Consider the following 16,106-nt stretch of genomic DNA (forward strand, 5'->3'; position numbering starts at 1 on the left):
AGTGTCTAATTTTAGAAAGAGATTCCGGCATAAGATTAATAGGTAAACTCTAATAAAAGTTAAAGGGCTTAGGGGAATTAAGTGCTGAATTTTTGAGGCTTAAAGAAAAACTTAATGAAGAAGGTACTTTTTTAAGAAAAATATAAAAAAAACATAAATATTATGCCAAAAAAATAGGCATAATTACTTCTCCTTCAGGAGCAGCCATTCATGACACCTTAAGTATACTGAAAAGAAGAAATAAAACAGTAGATATTTTTATTTATCCGGCTCTTGTACAGGGAGACAAAGCTTCTTTAGATTTAATTGAGGGTATTAAGTTTTTAGACAATCTATCTTTAGATACTATTATAATTACAAGAGGTGGAGGAGCTCAGGAAGATTTATCGGCTTTTAATAATGAAGATCTTGCAAGGACTATTTTTAAAGCAAAAACCCCTATAATATCTGCAGTTGGTCATGAAATTGATTTTACAATATGTGATTTTGTAAGTGATTTAAGAGCACCAACTCCTTCTGCTGCGGCTGAACTGGTGAGTGTAGATATAAAAGACCTTTTATTGAATTTAAACTTTTATAAGGATAAATTAAATTTTAGATTATCTTATTTAATAAATTCTAAAAACTTAGATTTAAACAAGATTTATATTAAGTTTAGAGATATGAATATGGCTAATATCATATCCGAAAAATTTTATAATTTAAGAAGGACTTATATAGAAGCTACTAATGCAATTTTAGACTTACATTCATTTATGAAAAATAATATAAACAATTTAAAATTAAATCTTGTAGAAAATAGTCCCAAAAATATATTTGAAGAAAATAAATCTTTAATTAATTCTTTAAAAGCAAATTTAGATAGAAGCCTTTATAAAACTTTAATACAAAATAAAAGTGAAATTGATTATAAATTTAATAAAATAAAAATTCTTTTAGATTATAATTTGGTTTTGAAAGAAAAACGAAGTATAGAAGATATAAAACTAAGATTTAACCAAAATATAAATAGACGAGTAAAATATGAGATAAGCTATTTAAAATCTATAAACTTATTACCGCATTTAAAGCATATTGAAAAAAATATAATTTACAATTTAAAATATTTAGAGGATTTAAAAACCAAATTTAATTTAAATCTTATAAATTCTTTAAGAAGTAATAAAAATAATTTACATTTTTTAAAATTAAATTTGTTAAAGGCAAGAGAAAATAAAAAAGGAATTTATGTAAATAATAGAAAAATAAATTCTATAAATGATATTAAAGAAAATGATATTATGGTTAATCTTTTAGATGATGGTATTGTAGAATCTCTTGTAAAAAAAATATTAAAATCGGGAGAAAATAATGAATAATTTAAGTTATGAAGAAGCTATTAAAAGGTTTGAGGAAATTGTAAAAAGTCTTGAAAGTGATAATTTAACACTTGAAGAAGCTATTAAAAATTATGAAGAGGGAATAGGATTATATAATTACTGCTCAGATCTTCTTAAAAATTATGAAGGAAAGATTAAAATTTTAGCAAACAAAGCGAATGGAGAGTTTAAAGATTTTCAAGGTGGCATTGATGAGTGATTACGAAAATTTAATTAAAATAATTGATGAAAATTTATATAACTCTATCCCAAACACAGATGATTATCAAAAAATTATTTATGAATCAATCAAATACTCTCTTTCATCAGGGGGAAAAAGAATAAGGCCCTTATTAACACTGATAAGTTATAAAATTTTCAGCGGTGATAATTCCTATGAAAAGATCATTCCCTATGCTTGTGCTATTGAATACATCCACACCTATTCATTAATTCACGATGATTTGCCAGGCATGGATAATGATGACATGAGACGAGGTAAGCCAACTAATCATAAAGTTTACAATGAAGCTGTGGCAATTTTAGCTGGAGACGGACTTTTGAATTTAGCTGCTGAAACTATTTCTAAAAGACTTGATAAACTTACAGACCTTGATGAAATAAAAAATGGTATTAAAGCCATGAAATATATTTTTACCTGCTCAGGCATTCAAGGAATGGTTGCAGGACAAACAATCGACATAGGACTTAAGGAATCTGATATGTCAAGAGATGTTTTTGAGTCAATGTATCGCTTAAAAACAGGAGCTTTAATTAGGGCAGCTCTTGTTTGCGGAGCTATAATAGCAGGAGCTGACGACAGTGAAATTATTGCCCTTGAAAGATATGGAAATTCTATAGGCCTTGCATACCAAGTTAAAGATGATATCTTAGATTATGAAAGTGATATAAATTCGAAAAATATGACTCTTTCAAGAATTTTAAATAAAGATGAACTTAAAGATTTTATGCAAGAGATTTATCAAGAAACTTTAAACAGCCTTAAAACTATAGATAGAAATACTAATGAACTTTTGGAAATTGCAAAGCAATTAATGAATAGGAGTTATTAATGGCAAAAATAAGAGCAGACCTGCTTTTATATAATCAAGGCCTTGTAGATTCAAGGGAAAAAGCTAAAAGGCTTATTATGGAAGGAAAAGTTCTTTGTGGAACTAAAAGAATTGATAAGCCAGGCGAACAAATTGAAGATTTTGAAACTTTAACGATAAATTCAGACCAAATACAGTATGTTTCAAGAGGTGGACTAAAATTAGAAAAGGCAATAAAGAAATTTAACCTTAACTTGTCTGATTTTATATGTGCTGATATAGGTTCTTCAACTGGAGGATTCACACACTGTATGCTTATAAACGGTGCAAAAAAGGTTTATTCTATTGATGTGGGTTATAATCAACTTGATTATAAATTAAGAATTGATGATAGAGTCATTGTCTTAGAAAGAACAAACATAAGATATTTAGATAATAATTTGATAAGTGATGAAATAGATTTTATATCAATTGATGTTTCCTTTATATCATTGCAACTTGTTTTACCAAAAGCATATGAAATTTTAAAAGATGGATCTTACCTTGTGGCTTTGATAAAACCTCAATTTGAAGCTGGAAAAGAAAAAGTCGGTAAAAATGGAATTATAAGGGATCCTAAAGTTCATGCAGAGGTACTAAATAATACTTTAAGTTTTGCAGAAAAAATAGGTTTTTCTATACAAGACTTAACTTATTCGCCAATAAAGGGAACAAAGGGAAATATAGAATTTTTAGTCTTATTGAAGAAATCTTCTGAGCCATCAATTGATATAAACATTGATTCTATACTTAAAAGCACTGATGAATTGGAGTAATTTATGCTAATTGAACTTAAAATAGAAAATTTTGCAATTATTAAAAATTTGACAATTGAATGGGGTTCAGGACTAAATATTTTAACTGGAGAGACAGGTTCAGGTAAATCTATAATAATAGATGCTCTTGGTATGGTGTTAGGCGGAAGAAGTAATAAGGATCTTATAAAAACAGGGGCGGAATATGCCTATGTTGAAGCTGTTTTTAGTTTTTATAATGAAGATTTATCAAAATTTTTATCTGAAAATGGTTTTGAAATAGGAGAACTAATAGTTTTATCAAGACAAATAAATAGAAATAAACCTTCTATAACTCGTATTAATGGCAGAGTTGCAACTCAAAGCGTAATGACATACATATCTTCAAAATTAGTTGATGTATATGCTCAGGAGGAAAATCAATATTTAATGAGTCCCAAAAATCAAATGGATTTAATCGATGATTTTTGTACTATTGAGCATAAAAAAAAGCAAGAAAATCTTCTCAATTTATTTGAAGAAATAAAAAAATATGAAGAAAAAAAAGCGAGTCTTGAAAATTTTGAATCAAGTAGAGAAAGAGAAATAGATTTATTAACTTATCAGATAAAAGAAATAGAAGATGCAAATTTAACCCCTTATGATGATGAAGACTTGGAAAATGATTTTAAAAAGTTCAGCAATAGTTCTTTAATAAGAGAAAATCTGGAAGCCACTTTAAATTTACTAAGAGGTGATTATGAAGTGAGTGCAGTTGAAGATGGAATTGATAAGGCAGTTTCATTTTTTAGTAATGTAAAGAAATTTGAACCAGATTTAGATGAAATTTATAAAGAACTGGAAAATATAAGATTTAATATAAGTTCAGTTTATAAAGAAATTGAAAGTTATCTTGAAAATATGGACATAGACCAAGAAAAATTTATGTATTTAGAAGCCCGTATAGACACTGTAAACAGTTTAAAAAAGAAATATGGGTATAATATTGAAGAGATAAATAAATTTAAATCTGAGGCCGAATTAAGGCTTAAAGAATTAAAAAACTTTGAAGAAAATTTAAATAATATAAGCCAAAAAATTGATGAACTCTATAAGGAAAGTTCAAATTTAGCACAAGAGATTTCTAAGGATAGAAAGACTGTTTCTAAGTGGTTGGAAGAAAATGTTGAAAAAGAAATTTCAAAACTTAACATAAATAACGCAAGGTTTAAAATAAATATTTATGAAAAGGAATTATCTTCAACAGGTATAGATAGAATTGAGTACATGATATCTACAAATATAGGTGAAGATTTTAAACCTTTAAGCAAAATTGCTTCCGGAGGTGAAATGTCAAGAATAATGCTTGGCTTTAAATCCATCATAGCAAGTAAAGATAATATACCAACTGTAATTTTTGATGAGATAGATTCTGGAATAAGCGGAATGACAGCCAATATAGTAGGAAAAAAAATAAAAGAACTTTCTAATGACAGACAAGTCATTGTAATTTCTCATTTACCACAAATTGTATCAAAAGCTAATTCTCACTATAAGATTTATAAAGAAATAAATAAAAATAAAACAAGAACCTATGTCAAAAAATTAAAAAACTCAGAGAGAGTTGGTGAAATTGCAAGATTGATAGGTTCAGAAGAAATTACAGATCTTACCTTAAAAGCTGCAAAAGAAATGATAGAAGGAGTAGAAAATGACTGAAACAACTATAAAATCAGAAAAAATATATAGTGGAAAAATTTTAAGTGTAAAAGTCAATACAGTTGAGTTGCCTGATCAAAAATATTCTAAAAGAGAAATAGTAATTCATGATCCGGCAGTGTGTATTGTAGCTAAAAACAAAGAAAAAATTATTTTAGTTAAACAATATAGAATTTCTGTAGATAAAGAAATTTTAGAAATTCCAGCAGGAATGATTGAACCGGGAGAAGCTCCTAAAGAAGCAGCTATAAGAGAACTAATAGAAGAAACTGGTTATGAAAGTAAAAATATAGAGTATGTGACGGAATTTTATTCATCTCCGGGATATAGTTCAGAAAAAATATATTTATTTTATGCTGATAATTTAGAACTTAAAGAGCAAAATTTAGATGAAGAAGAACAGATAGAGGTTTTAGAGGTTTCCATAGATGAAGCTTTAAAAATGATTGAAGTAGGAGATATAATGGATTCCAAAACTATTGCTGGAATACTTCTTTATAAAAATTTTAAAGAAAAAAAGGATGTTAAAAATGAATAGAACTTATGAATATATTTTAAGTAAAATAAAAAACAAACCTGAAATAGGAATAATATTAGGTTCAGGACTTGGAAACTTAGCTTCACAGATAAATGATCCTATTGAAATAAACTATAAGGATATTCCCGATTTTCCAACTTCCAGCGTAAAAGGTCATAGTGGAAAATTGATTTTTGGAAAATTATCAGGGAAAAATCTTGTAGCAATGCAAGGAAGAATTCACTATTACGAAGGTCAAGGTATTGATAAGACAGTTTTTCCTACAAAAATATTATGCCAATTAGGAATTAAATACTTAATCGTAACAAATGCTTGCGGAGGGGTAAATACTTCTTTTAATCCGGGTGATTTAATGCTTATTAAAGATCATATAAATTTTACCGGAGTAAATCCTTTGATAGGACCAAATGATGATAAAATAGGTCCAAGATTTCCGGACCAATCTTTTACTTATAATAAAGATTTAAGAGATATTGCTAAGAATGCTGCAAAAGAATTAAATTTTGAATTAAAAGAAGGGGTTTATATGTGGTTTACAGGACCTGTATATGAAACTCCGGCTGAAGTTAGAATGGCAAGGATAGTGGGAGCTGATGCAGTAGGCATGAGTACTGTTCCTGAAGTTATAGTAGCTAACCATAGAGGAGTTAAAATTTTAGGAATTTCAGCTATAACAAATATGGCTGCTGGAATTTTAGATAAACCTTTAAATCATGAAGAAGTAATTGATGTTTCTTCTAAAATTCAAGATAAATTTGAAAATTTAGTTAAAAAAGTTATTGAAAAAATGTAGGTGCAATATGAATATTTATGACATTATTGAAAAGAAAAAGCATGGACAAGAATTAACAAAAGAAGAAATAAATTATTTTGTTGATGGATATACAAAAGGAGAAATTCCCGACTATCAAATATCGGCATTGCTAATGGCAATATGCCTAAAGAATTTAAATTTAGATGAAACTGTAAATTTAGCAAATGCTATGCTTAATTCAGGAGATCTCGTAGATTTAAGTAAAATTAAAGGCATAAAAGTCGACAAGCACTCTACTGGAGGAGTTGGAGATACAACAAGCCTAGTTTTAGGCCCTCTTGTTGCAAGTGCAGGTCTTGTTTTTGCAAAAATGAGCGGAAGAGGACTTGGGCATACAGGTGGAACTCTTGACAAGCTGGAATCTATTCCAGGAATGAGAATAGATTTACAAATGGATGAATTTATTAATAATTCTAATAAAATAGGTATTTCAATAATAGGCCAAACAGCAGATATTACACCTGCAGATAAAAAGTTATATGCTTTAAGAGATTCAACTGCTACTGTAGACAATATAAGTCTTATAGCATCATCTATAATGAGTAAAAAATTAGCGGTTGGAGCAGATGCTCTTGTTTTAGATGTAAAAGTAGGGTCAGGAGCCTTTATGAAAGATGTTGAAAGTGCAACAAAACTTTCAGAGATTATGGTTAGTTTAGGAAAAAAATTTAACCATAAAACAAAAGCATTAATAACTTCCATGGATGAGCCTCTTGGATTTGCTGTGGGGAATTCTTTAGAAGTTATTGAAGCTATAAACACATTAAAAGGACAAGGCCCTCAAGATTTAAGACAACTTTGTCTTGCTTTAGGTTCAAAGCTTCTACTTATGTCTAATTTTGCAGATGATGAAGATGAAGCCAAAGAAATATTAGAAACCAATATTAGAAATGGCAAAGCTTTTGAAAAATTTAAAGAATTTGTCAAAGCTCAAGGTGGAGACATTTCTTATATTGATGATACAAGTAAGTTTAAGCTGTCAAAATATAAAGTTGAAATTGTATCAAAAGACGAAGGCTATGTTAAAAAGATAGATGCACTGTTAATTGGTGAAATTGCAAGAGATTTAGGAGCAGGAAGAATAACAAAAGAATCTAAAATTGATTTAGGTGCTGGAATAATTTTAAATAAAAAAATAGATGATTTTGTTAAAAAAGGAGAATTACTGGCAACTTTTTACACTGACAAAGAAAAAGATATAAACTTACAGGTAGAAAATATATATAAAGCCTATGAAATAGGAGAAAAAAATAAGGAAACACATAAATTAATTTATAAGGAAATAGATTAAAAAATGAGAAATTTAGACATACACAACTTGCTAATAACAATACTTGCATTACTTTTATCAATTATTCCTCATGAAGTTGCCCACGGCTATATGTCATATAAACTGGGAGATACAACGGCAAAAGAAGATGGCAGATTATCTTTAAACCCACTTAACCATATAGATCCATTGGGGCTTCTTTCAATGATTGTATTCAGATTCGGATGGGCTAAAGCTGTGCCTATAGATTTTTCACGAATAAAAGGTAATAAAAATTTAGGGATATTTTTAATAAGTATAGCCGGAGTAACAATGAATTTCATAATAGCTTTTGTATTCTCAATTTTTTTGTCCAAAGCTTTAATTGCAAAAGATAATTTTATTTCTGAAATTCTAACAGAGATAGTTTGGTACAATGTCATGCTTGGAGTTTTTAATTTAATTCCATTGCCACCCTTAGATGGATCAAAAATTATAGCATCCTTTTTACCTTATAAATACCAATTTTACTTTTTTAAGTATGAAAAATATTTTTATATAGCTTTGATAGTTTTAATATTTTCTGGTTTTATAAATAATATTATAGGACCAATAATATTAAAAATAATAAACTTTTTTATAAATGTAGGAGCTTCTTTTTGGATAAATACAGGATTAATATAAAAACTTATGAAGGTCCCATGGACCTTCTTCTTGATTTAATAAAACAAAATGAAATAGACATATATGATATACCTATAGCAAAAATTACAGAACAATTTTTAGACTATCTTAAAACTATAGAAAAATTAAATCTTGAAATAACTTCAGATTTTATTTTAATGGCTGCAACCCTTATAGAGATAAAATCAAAAATGCTTTTGCCCAAACAAGTCTATGAAGATGAAGAAAATGAAGATGATATTGCAGATCCAAGAGCAGAACTTGTTCAAAAACTATTGGAGTATGAAAAGTTTAAAAAAATATCAAATGATTTAAAAGAATCTTTAGATTATGAATCAAAGGCATTCTATAAATTACAAGAGGATTTTTCTTCAATAGATGAAAAAGATTTTTTAAAAAATTTAAATTTAAATAATCTATTAAAAACTTTTAACAATATTATGGAAAAACATATTAATAAATTTGAAGTTTCAGAAATTATTCAAGAAAGTTTTTCAACAGAAGAGGCAATTAAAATATTAAAAAGTATGTTAGAGGAAAATAAAAAAATAAGTTTTTTAGATTTAATAAAAAAATCTAATAAAGCTGAAATAATAACTTATTTTTTTGTCAATTTTAGAAGCAATGAAAATGGGAATTTTATATGCTAAACAGAATAAAGATTTTGATGATATTATTTTATTAAGGAGAACAGATGAACTATAAAGCCATCATAGAAGCAATATTGTTTGCATGGGGAGATCCTGTTAAAGTAAGTGATCTTGCAAAAATATTGGAAATAAAAGAATCGGAAACAAACTTAATAATTGATGAAATGGAAATGGAATTTAAGTTTGAAAACAGAGGACTAAGGATAATAAGGATCAATGACTCGATACAAATAAGTACTAAACCAGAGCTTTATTCTTATATAAATAATTTTATAAAAGACAAAAAGAAAAAAAATCTTTCTAATGCAGCTTTAGAAACCCTTTCAATCATTGCATATAAACAACCTGTAACAAAGCTTGAAATTGAAGAAATTCGTGGAGTAAAATGTGATGGAACAATAAAACTTTTAAATGATTTAAATTTTATTGAAGAAAAAGGTAGATTAGATAGGATTGGCAAACCAATAATTTATGGTACAACTAATGACTTTTTAAAAAAATTTGGTTTGGAAAAAATTGAAGATTTGCCTAAAATAGATGAGAGTTTTGAAGAAATATCTTTTTTGGAGGAAAAATGAGATTACAGAAATTTATGGCCCATAGTGGGGTTGACTCACGTAGAAAATGCGAAGAGTATATATGTCAGGGAAGAGTCAAAGTGAATGATAAAATAATTACAGAACTGGGCACAGAAGTAGATCCCGAAAAAGATAAAGTATATTTTGATTCTAAGAGAATAAAATTAATAATAAAAAATACTTATGTAATTTTAAATAAACCTTTAGGATATGTTTCAACGGTTTCTGATGAAAAAAATAGAAAAACTGTTATTGATTTGATAGATACGGAAAAAAGACTTTATCCTATAGGTAGACTTGATATAGATACAACAGGACTTTTACTTTTAACTGATGATGGAGCACTTGCACAAAAACTTACCCATCCATCTAACAAAATTTCAAAAACTTATATAGCAACAGTAAATGGAACTCCTACAAAAAGAGGCTTGGAATATTTAAGAAAAGGTGCAACAATTAAGGAATATAAGTGTGCTCCTGCCAAGGTTAAAATTTTAAAAAGTTTTGAAGATGACAGTATAGTAGAAATAGAAATTCATGAAGGTAAAAATCATCAAGTAAAAAATATGTTTGAAAAAATCGGAAATCCTGTAAAGAAATTAAAGAGAATAAAGATGGGTCCCATAGAACTACTTGATTTAGAAATAGGAAATTATAGATATTTAACCGAAAATGAAGTTAAGGAATTAAAAAATTTATGATTTATTATAATTTTAAACAAATGCAAGATCGTCTTTTAGAAAGTCTAAGAGACGATTTAATATGTGTAGATGCAACCATAGGAAATGGACATGATACTCTAAAACTTTTAAAAAAATTTAAAAATGGATTTGTATACGGATTTGACATACAAGAAATAGCCATTAAAAATACTGAAAAACTTTTGCGGGAAAATAATTTTTCAAACTATAAATTAATTTTAGATGGTCATGAAAAAATGGACAATTATATTAAAAAAGCTGACTTAATAATGTTTAATACTGGCTATTTACCAAAGTCTGATAAAAAAATAAAAACAAACAAAGAAACCACTTTAAAAGCTTTAGAAAAATCAATTTCAATTTTAAATAATAATGGTATTATTTTTTTTGTTCAATATGTCGGTCATGAAGGATCCTTTGAAGAAGCTCAAGTTGTAGATGAATTTTTTAAAAGCTTAAATCAGAAAAATTATAGGGTTATAAAAACACAATTTTTTAATCAAATTAACAATCCGCCCATAATTTATATTGGAGAGAAATATGAGTAAAATTGCAATAATAGGAGCAGGACCAGCAGGCTTAATTGCGGCAGTTCGTGCTTCGGAAAAAAATCAAGTTACAATTTTCGAAAAAAATGAAAAAATAGGTAAAAAATTATTTATAACAGGAAAAGGGAGATGCAATATTACAAACAATTGTAGCTTAGATGAACTCTTAAATAATGTTTGTAAAAATAATAAGTTTTTGTATTCAGCATTTTCTAATTTTGACAACTTTGATACTATGAAATTTTTTGAAGACAGAGGATTAAATCTTAAAGTTGAAAGAGGAAATAGGGTTTTTCCAAAAAGTGATAAATCCTCTGACGTAATAAAAATATTTGAAAAAGAAATAAAAAGTAAAAATATAGATTTAAGATTAAATCATCAAGTAAAAAAAATAAGTAAAAATAATGATATTTTTCTTGTTGACCAAGAAGAGTTTGATAAGGTAATTATTGCAACAGGAGGCTTAACTTATAAATCTACTGGTTCAACTGGTGATGGATATGAATTTGCAAAAAACTTTAATCACAAAATAAATAAAATATATCCATCTTTGGTTGGAATAAAACTAAAAAATGTAGAAGAGAGTTTGCAGGGTCTTTCATTAAAAAATGTAAGGCTTACTGTAAAAAGAAATAAAAAAATTATATATACTGAAATAGGGGAAATGATGTTTACGCATTTTGGAATAACAGGGCCATTAGTTCTTTCAGCTTCAGCATTTATTTCAGGAAAAGATAAAATAAAAATGTATATAGATTTAAAACCAGGTCTTGATTATGAAAAATTGGATCTTAGAATTTTAAGAGATTTTAACGAAAATACGGGGAAGATGGCAAAAAATTCCTTAGATAAACTCTTACCTAAATCTTTAATTCCAATAGTTGCAGATAGAGCAAATTTAAAAGATATAATTACAAGTGAATTAAAAAAAGAAATAAGACAAAAACTTGTAGAAGAAATAAAAAATTTTAAAATTGAATATGATGATCTTTATGATTTAGATACAGGAATTGTAACAAGAGGCGGAGTGGATTTAAAATCAATAAATCCTAAAAGCATGGAAAGCAACATTGTTGATGGACTTTACTTTTGCGGAGAAGTTTTAGATATTGATGCTTTGACAGGAGGATTTAATTTACAAATAGCTTGGTCTACTGGGTTTGTTGCAGGTGGATTATCTTGATTAAAAAATTTTTTTAAATTATAATTGTTAAATAACATCACTAACTTTGTTAGTGATTTTTTTGGAGGAAAAATGATTTCTATAGCAATTGACGGACCGGCAGGAAGCGGCAAAAGCACAATAGCAAAACTTATAGCTGAAAAGTTGGATATTGAATATATTGATACAGGAGCTATGTATAGAGCAGTGGCTCTTTATAAAAAAGAAAATAATTTATCTCTTGATCAACTTATAAAAAATCTTAACAATATAAATATTGATTATAAAAAAGGAAAAATTTTTTTAAATGAAAAAGACATTTCAAATTTTATAAGGACTGAAGAAATTTCAAAACTTGCATCGGAGATATCTAAAAATAATTCTGTTCGTGAAAAATTAGTAGACATTCAAAGAAATTTATCAAAATCAAAATCTGTTGTAATGGAAGGCCGTGACATAGGTTCTGTAGTTTTACCAAATGCAAATAATAAATTTTATGTTGATGCTTCACCTGAAATAAGAGCCAAAAGAAGATATGAACAATTAAAGGAAAAAGGAATTTCAGCAGATTTAAAAAATATTGAAGAAGACATAATAAAAAGAGATAAAAATGATAAAACAAGAAAAAATTCACCGTTAACTTTAGTAAAAGATGCAAAATATATTGACACATCTTATATGAGTATAGAAAATGTTATTGACAAAATAATAAAGATAGTAAGGAGTAATAATGCTTTATAATATCTTAAGAGTGGTTGCAAGATTTATTCACAACATAGTGTATTATCCAGAAATAATAGGAATAGAAAATATTCCAGACCAAGGTTCTCTTATAATAGTTGGAAATCATAAATCTTTATGGGATCCCATTTTCTTAACAAGTTATGTTAAAAATAGAAAAATTCACTGGATGGGGAAAGAAGAGCTTTGGAAAAATAAATTTCTTGCATTTTTTTTAGATTCTTTAGGGGCATTTCCTGTAAATAGAAAATCTGCAGATATAGACGCTGTAAAAAAATCTTTAAGAATATTAAAAAATAACGAAGTTTTAGGAATATTTCCTGAGGGAACTAGAGTAAAAAAATTTGATGAGTCAATGATTAAATCGGGAACTGGAATGATTGCTCAAAAAACAGGCTCAATTGTAGTGCCAATTTATATTGAAGGAGATTATAAACTTTTTAAGCAAATGAAAATTAAAGTAAGAAAACCTATAAGCTTTAAAGAGATGCCAAAGCTGTCCAATGAAGGCTATAGAGAGCTTTCTGTTGATTTAATGAAAAAAGTATATTTTGGAGATTAAATGGAAATCATATTAGCTAAAAGTGCAGGGTTTTGTTTTGGAGTTAAAAGGGCAGTGAAAATGGCTTTTGAAGATTCAGATGAAGAAACTTATTGCATTGGAGATCTTGTTCACAATCCTATTGTTGTAGAAAATTTAAAAAAAATTGGGGTTAAACCTTATAATGAAAATATAACAAACAAAAAAGTTATTATAAGAAGCCACGGAATCCATAAAAAATTATTAGATAAAATAAAAAGTGAAAACCAAGTGATAGATTGTGTTTGTCCAAAAGTTAAATATGTCTATAAGCTTGTGGAAGATCATAAAGATAATTACCAAATTGTAATTATAGGATCGAAAAATCATCCGGAAGTAATAGGGATAAATTCTTACGCAGATGATAAAGCTATAATTATTGAAACCTTAGAAGATATAAAATATATAAAAAATAAACCTACTTTTATAGTAAGTCAAACTACAAGTAATCAAAATTTTTTCGAAAATGCAATAAATATGATAAAATCTATTTTAAATGACGATATTATAGTTTATAATACTATATGTAGTGCGACTAAAACAAGACAGGATGAAGCTGTTGAATTATCTAAAAAAAGTTGACGCTATGATTATATTAGGTGGTAAAAATTCATCTAATACAAAAAAACTTGCTCAAGTGTCTGAGATTAATTGCAAATATGTTTATCTGATAGAGACAATAAAAGACATTGATTTAAGTATTTTAAAAAATTTTAATAAAATAGGTATTACTGCCGGAGCATCGACTCCGGATTCAGTAATCAAGGAGGCTGTTAGTAGTATGGAAAATTATGACAACAATGAAATGATGGAGGCTATCGAAAATTCTTTTAAAAGAGTTAGAAGAGGCGAAATTGTAGAAGGAGAAGTATTATACGTTACCGACAATGAAATAATGGTAAATATCGGGTACAGATCTGATGGAATTATTTCAAAGGAAGAACTATCATCTAATCCTGATGTAAAACCATCTGATTTGTTTAAACCCGGCGATCACATTCAAGTTTGTGTTGTAAAAATGGATGATGGCGACGGAAATGTTGTTCTCTCATATAGAAGAGTAGAAAACATGAAAATCTGGGACGAAATTGGTGAAAAATTTGAAAACAAAGAACATGTTAATGCAACTGTAAAATCAGTTGTAAAAGGAGGATTAACTGCTGATCTTGATGGAGTTAATGCTTTTATTCCTGCATCACATGCTTCAATTAGATTCCAAAAGGATCTTTCAAAATTCATAGGTCAAGACTTTGAATGCGAAATTATAGATTTCGACAAAGCTAAAAGAAAAGTTGTTCTTTCAAGAAAAAATGTAGAAAATGAAGAATTTGAAGCTAAAAGAAAAGCTGTATATGAAAATCTTCATGAAGGCGATGTAATAAAAGGAACTGTTCAAAGATTAACTAATTTTGGAGCTTTTGTAGATGTTGGAGGAGTTGATGGTTTAATTCATATTTCAGAACTTTCCTGGAATAGAGTAAAACATCCAGCAGACATTGTTTCTCCCGGACAAGTTGTAGAAGTTCAAGTTTTAAACCTTGATGAAGATAAAAATAGAATCGCTCTTGGATTAAAACAAACTACTAAGAGACCGTGGGATGTTTTTGTTTCAACTGTAGAAGTTGGAGATACAGTTAATGGACACGTTGTAAACCTTCTTGATTTTGGAGCTTTTGTAAGACTTGAATCCGGCGTTGATGGACTTCTTCATGTTTCTCAAATTGCAAGAGAACATATAGAAAAACCATCAGATGTATTGAATATAGGTGATGAAGTAACGGTTAAAGTTACAGATATAGATGAAGAAAATAAAAAAATATCACTTTCTATAAAAGCCCTTCTACCTGAACCAGAAAAAAAAGAAAAACCGGTAGAAGTTAAAGAAGAAAAACCAAAAGAAAGAGTTAAAGAAAGACATTTTGAAAAAAGCGAGGAAAATAAAGCACCTGAAATTAAACAAGATGATTTCAATACAACAATTGGAGATTTAATAAACATCGATTTAAACGATGTAACAAAATAATCTAAAAGCTTCCCTTTGAAGGGAAGTTTTTTTTAGGAGAAGATATGATATTAAAAGGAAAAGAACTTGCAGATTTAATAAGATCTGAAATAAAGGCAGATGTTGAAAATCTTAAAAATAAAAATATTATACCTACTTTAGCAATAATAAGATTAGGAGATGAGGTTGCTGATATATCTTATGAAAATATGCTAAGAAAAAATTGTGAAAAGTTAGATATTAAACTTGATATTTATAAATTTAAAAGAGATGAAACAACTGAAATTATAAAAAATAAAATTTTAGAACTTAACAATGATCATAGAATCGGTGGGATCTTAATATTCAGACCCTTGCCAAAATCCTTAGATGAAGATTTAATAAATAACACAATTAGCCCTCAAAAAGATATTGACTGTATGAACCCTTTAAATAAAGCAAAACTTTATATTGGAGAAACTAATGGATTTATGCCTTTATCTCCTTTGGCGGCATCTTTTTTGCTTGATTATTATGGATTTGATTTAGAAGGTAAAGATTGTCTTATAATTAATAAATCAACAGTAGTGGGTAAACCTCTAACCATGTTACTTTTATCAAAAGGTGCAACTGTTACTATCGCCCATTCAAAAACAAAAAATTTAAAGGAAAAATGTAAAAATGCAGATTTTGTTTTTACAGCAATGGGTAGAGCTGAAATGTTGAACATGGAATATTTTACGGAAAATAGCGTAATAATAGATATAGGTTTTAGTAGAAATAAAAGTGGAAAATTATGCGGAGATATAGACTTTGATAATGTTGTGGATAAGGCAAAAGCAATAAGCCCTGTTCCAGGGGGAGTGGGTCCTTTAACTAATGTACTTTTAATTAAACAATTATTAAAATTCTATAAATAATTGTTCAAAATCTACCAATGTGTTATATTAAAAAGAGATAGTAATATCTCTTTTTATT

Annotated in this window: 18 protein-coding genes and 1 pseudogene; all 19 read left to right on the forward strand. The window is 27.7% G+C overall.

All coding sequences use genetic code 11. The features are described 5' to 3' along the window. Window positions 1–167: 167 nt before the first annotated feature. Window positions 168–1,358 (forward strand): annotated as a pseudogene (xseA, locus tag HMPREF1253_RS08145) (exodeoxyribonuclease VII large subunit); the annotation flags it as partial. Next, window positions 1,351–1,578: an exodeoxyribonuclease VII small subunit gene (xseB, locus tag HMPREF1253_RS08150; RefSeq protein ID WP_023056318.1), complete on the forward strand. Its 228-nt coding sequence runs from the start codon at window positions 1,351–1,353 to the stop codon at window positions 1,576–1,578. The pseudogene xseA and the gene xseB, both read left to right, overlap by 8 nt. Continuing rightward, window positions 1,571–2,431 carry a polyprenyl synthetase family protein gene (locus tag HMPREF1253_RS08155; RefSeq protein ID WP_023056389.1) on the forward strand — a complete coding sequence of 287 codons (861 nt, stop codon included), beginning with the start codon at window positions 1,571–1,573 and terminating at the stop codon, window positions 2,429–2,431. The genes xseB and HMPREF1253_RS08155 overlap by 8 nt, the downstream gene beginning before the upstream one ends. Continuing rightward, window positions 2,431–3,225: a TlyA family RNA methyltransferase gene (locus HMPREF1253_RS08160; RefSeq protein ID WP_023056407.1), complete on the forward strand. Its 795-nt coding sequence runs from the start codon at window positions 2,431–2,433 to the stop codon at window positions 3,223–3,225. Before HMPREF1253_RS08155 ends, HMPREF1253_RS08160 begins: the two co-directional genes overlap by 1 nt. A gap of 3 nt (window positions 3,226–3,228) precedes the next feature. Next, complete coding sequence (gene recN / locus HMPREF1253_RS08165) at window positions 3,229–4,902, forward strand: DNA repair protein RecN (RefSeq protein WP_023056345.1); 1,674 nt, start codon at window positions 3,229–3,231, stop codon at window positions 4,900–4,902. After that, the gene (locus HMPREF1253_RS08170) at window positions 4,895–5,440 is read left to right on the forward strand and encodes an NUDIX hydrolase (RefSeq protein WP_023056382.1); all 546 of its coding nucleotides are present in this window, start codon (window positions 4,895–4,897) and stop codon (window positions 5,438–5,440) included. Before recN ends, HMPREF1253_RS08170 begins: the two co-directional genes overlap by 8 nt. Beyond that, window positions 5,433–6,233 (forward strand): purine-nucleoside phosphorylase, encoded by an 801-nt coding sequence (locus HMPREF1253_RS08175; RefSeq protein ID WP_036739960.1) that lies wholly within the window; start codon window positions 5,433–5,435, stop codon window positions 6,231–6,233. The genes HMPREF1253_RS08170 and HMPREF1253_RS08175 overlap by 8 nt, the downstream gene beginning before the upstream one ends. 7 nt (window positions 6,234–6,240) lie before the next feature. Beyond that, complete coding sequence (locus HMPREF1253_RS08180; RefSeq protein ID WP_023056350.1) at window positions 6,241–7,545, forward strand: pyrimidine-nucleoside phosphorylase; 1,305 nt, start codon at window positions 6,241–6,243, stop codon at window positions 7,543–7,545. Window positions 7,546–7,548: 3 nt separating this feature from the next. After that, complete coding sequence (locus HMPREF1253_RS08185) at window positions 7,549–8,187, forward strand: site-2 protease family protein (protein ID WP_023056409.1); 639 nt, start codon at window positions 7,549–7,551, stop codon at window positions 8,185–8,187. Next, the gene (locus HMPREF1253_RS08190; RefSeq protein WP_023056398.1) at window positions 8,163–8,837 is read left to right on the forward strand and encodes a ScpA family protein; all 675 of its coding nucleotides are present in this window, start codon (window positions 8,163–8,165) and stop codon (window positions 8,835–8,837) included. Before HMPREF1253_RS08185 ends, HMPREF1253_RS08190 begins: the two co-directional genes overlap by 25 nt. Before the next feature lie 44 nt (window positions 8,838–8,881). Further along, the gene (scpB, locus tag HMPREF1253_RS08195) at window positions 8,882–9,415 is read left to right on the forward strand and encodes an SMC-Scp complex subunit ScpB (RefSeq protein WP_023056313.1); all 534 of its coding nucleotides are present in this window, start codon (window positions 8,882–8,884) and stop codon (window positions 9,413–9,415) included. Next, window positions 9,412–10,116 carry a pseudouridine synthase gene (locus HMPREF1253_RS08200; RefSeq protein ID WP_023056310.1) on the forward strand — a complete coding sequence of 235 codons (705 nt, stop codon included), beginning with the start codon at window positions 9,412–9,414 and terminating at the stop codon, window positions 10,114–10,116. Before scpB ends, HMPREF1253_RS08200 begins: the two co-directional genes overlap by 4 nt. Continuing rightward, entirely contained in the window at window positions 10,113–10,664 is a 552-nt protein-coding gene (locus HMPREF1253_RS08205; protein ID WP_023056400.1) for a class I SAM-dependent methyltransferase, read from the forward strand. Before HMPREF1253_RS08200 ends, HMPREF1253_RS08205 begins: the two co-directional genes overlap by 4 nt. Then, complete coding sequence (locus HMPREF1253_RS08210; RefSeq protein ID WP_023056321.1) at window positions 10,657–11,847, forward strand: NAD(P)/FAD-dependent oxidoreductase; 1,191 nt, start codon at window positions 10,657–10,659, stop codon at window positions 11,845–11,847. Before HMPREF1253_RS08205 ends, HMPREF1253_RS08210 begins: the two co-directional genes overlap by 8 nt. Window positions 11,848–11,919: 72 nt before the next feature. Further along, window positions 11,920–12,567, forward strand: a complete 648-nt coding sequence (cmk, locus tag HMPREF1253_RS08215; RefSeq protein ID WP_023056369.1) for a (d)CMP kinase — start codon at window positions 11,920–11,922, stop codon at window positions 12,565–12,567. Beyond that, complete coding sequence (locus HMPREF1253_RS08220; RefSeq protein WP_023056346.1) at window positions 12,557–13,129, forward strand: 1-acyl-sn-glycerol-3-phosphate acyltransferase; 573 nt, start codon at window positions 12,557–12,559, stop codon at window positions 13,127–13,129. Before cmk ends, HMPREF1253_RS08220 begins: the two co-directional genes overlap by 11 nt. Then, entirely contained in the window at window positions 13,130–13,729 is a 600-nt protein-coding gene (locus HMPREF1253_RS10540; protein WP_023056424.1) for a putative LytB protein, read from the forward strand. Continuing rightward, on the forward strand, window positions 13,707–15,170 hold the full coding sequence (gene rpsA / locus HMPREF1253_RS10545; RefSeq protein ID WP_023056432.1) for a 30S ribosomal protein S1: 1,464 nt from the start codon (window positions 13,707–13,709) through the stop codon (window positions 15,168–15,170). Before HMPREF1253_RS10540 ends, rpsA begins: the two co-directional genes overlap by 23 nt. A gap of 44 nt (window positions 15,171–15,214) precedes the next feature. Next, window positions 15,215–16,048: a bifunctional 5,10-methylenetetrahydrofolate dehydrogenase/5,10-methenyltetrahydrofolate cyclohydrolase gene (locus HMPREF1253_RS08230; RefSeq protein WP_023056399.1), complete on the forward strand. Its 834-nt coding sequence runs from the start codon at window positions 15,215–15,217 to the stop codon at window positions 16,046–16,048. Window positions 16,049–16,106: the final 58 nt, after the last annotated feature.

It is taken from the genome of Peptoniphilus sp. BV3C26 (assembly GCF_000478985.1).
GTDB lineage: Bacteria > Bacillota > Clostridia > Tissierellales > Peptoniphilaceae > Peptoniphilus_B > Peptoniphilus_B koenoeneniae.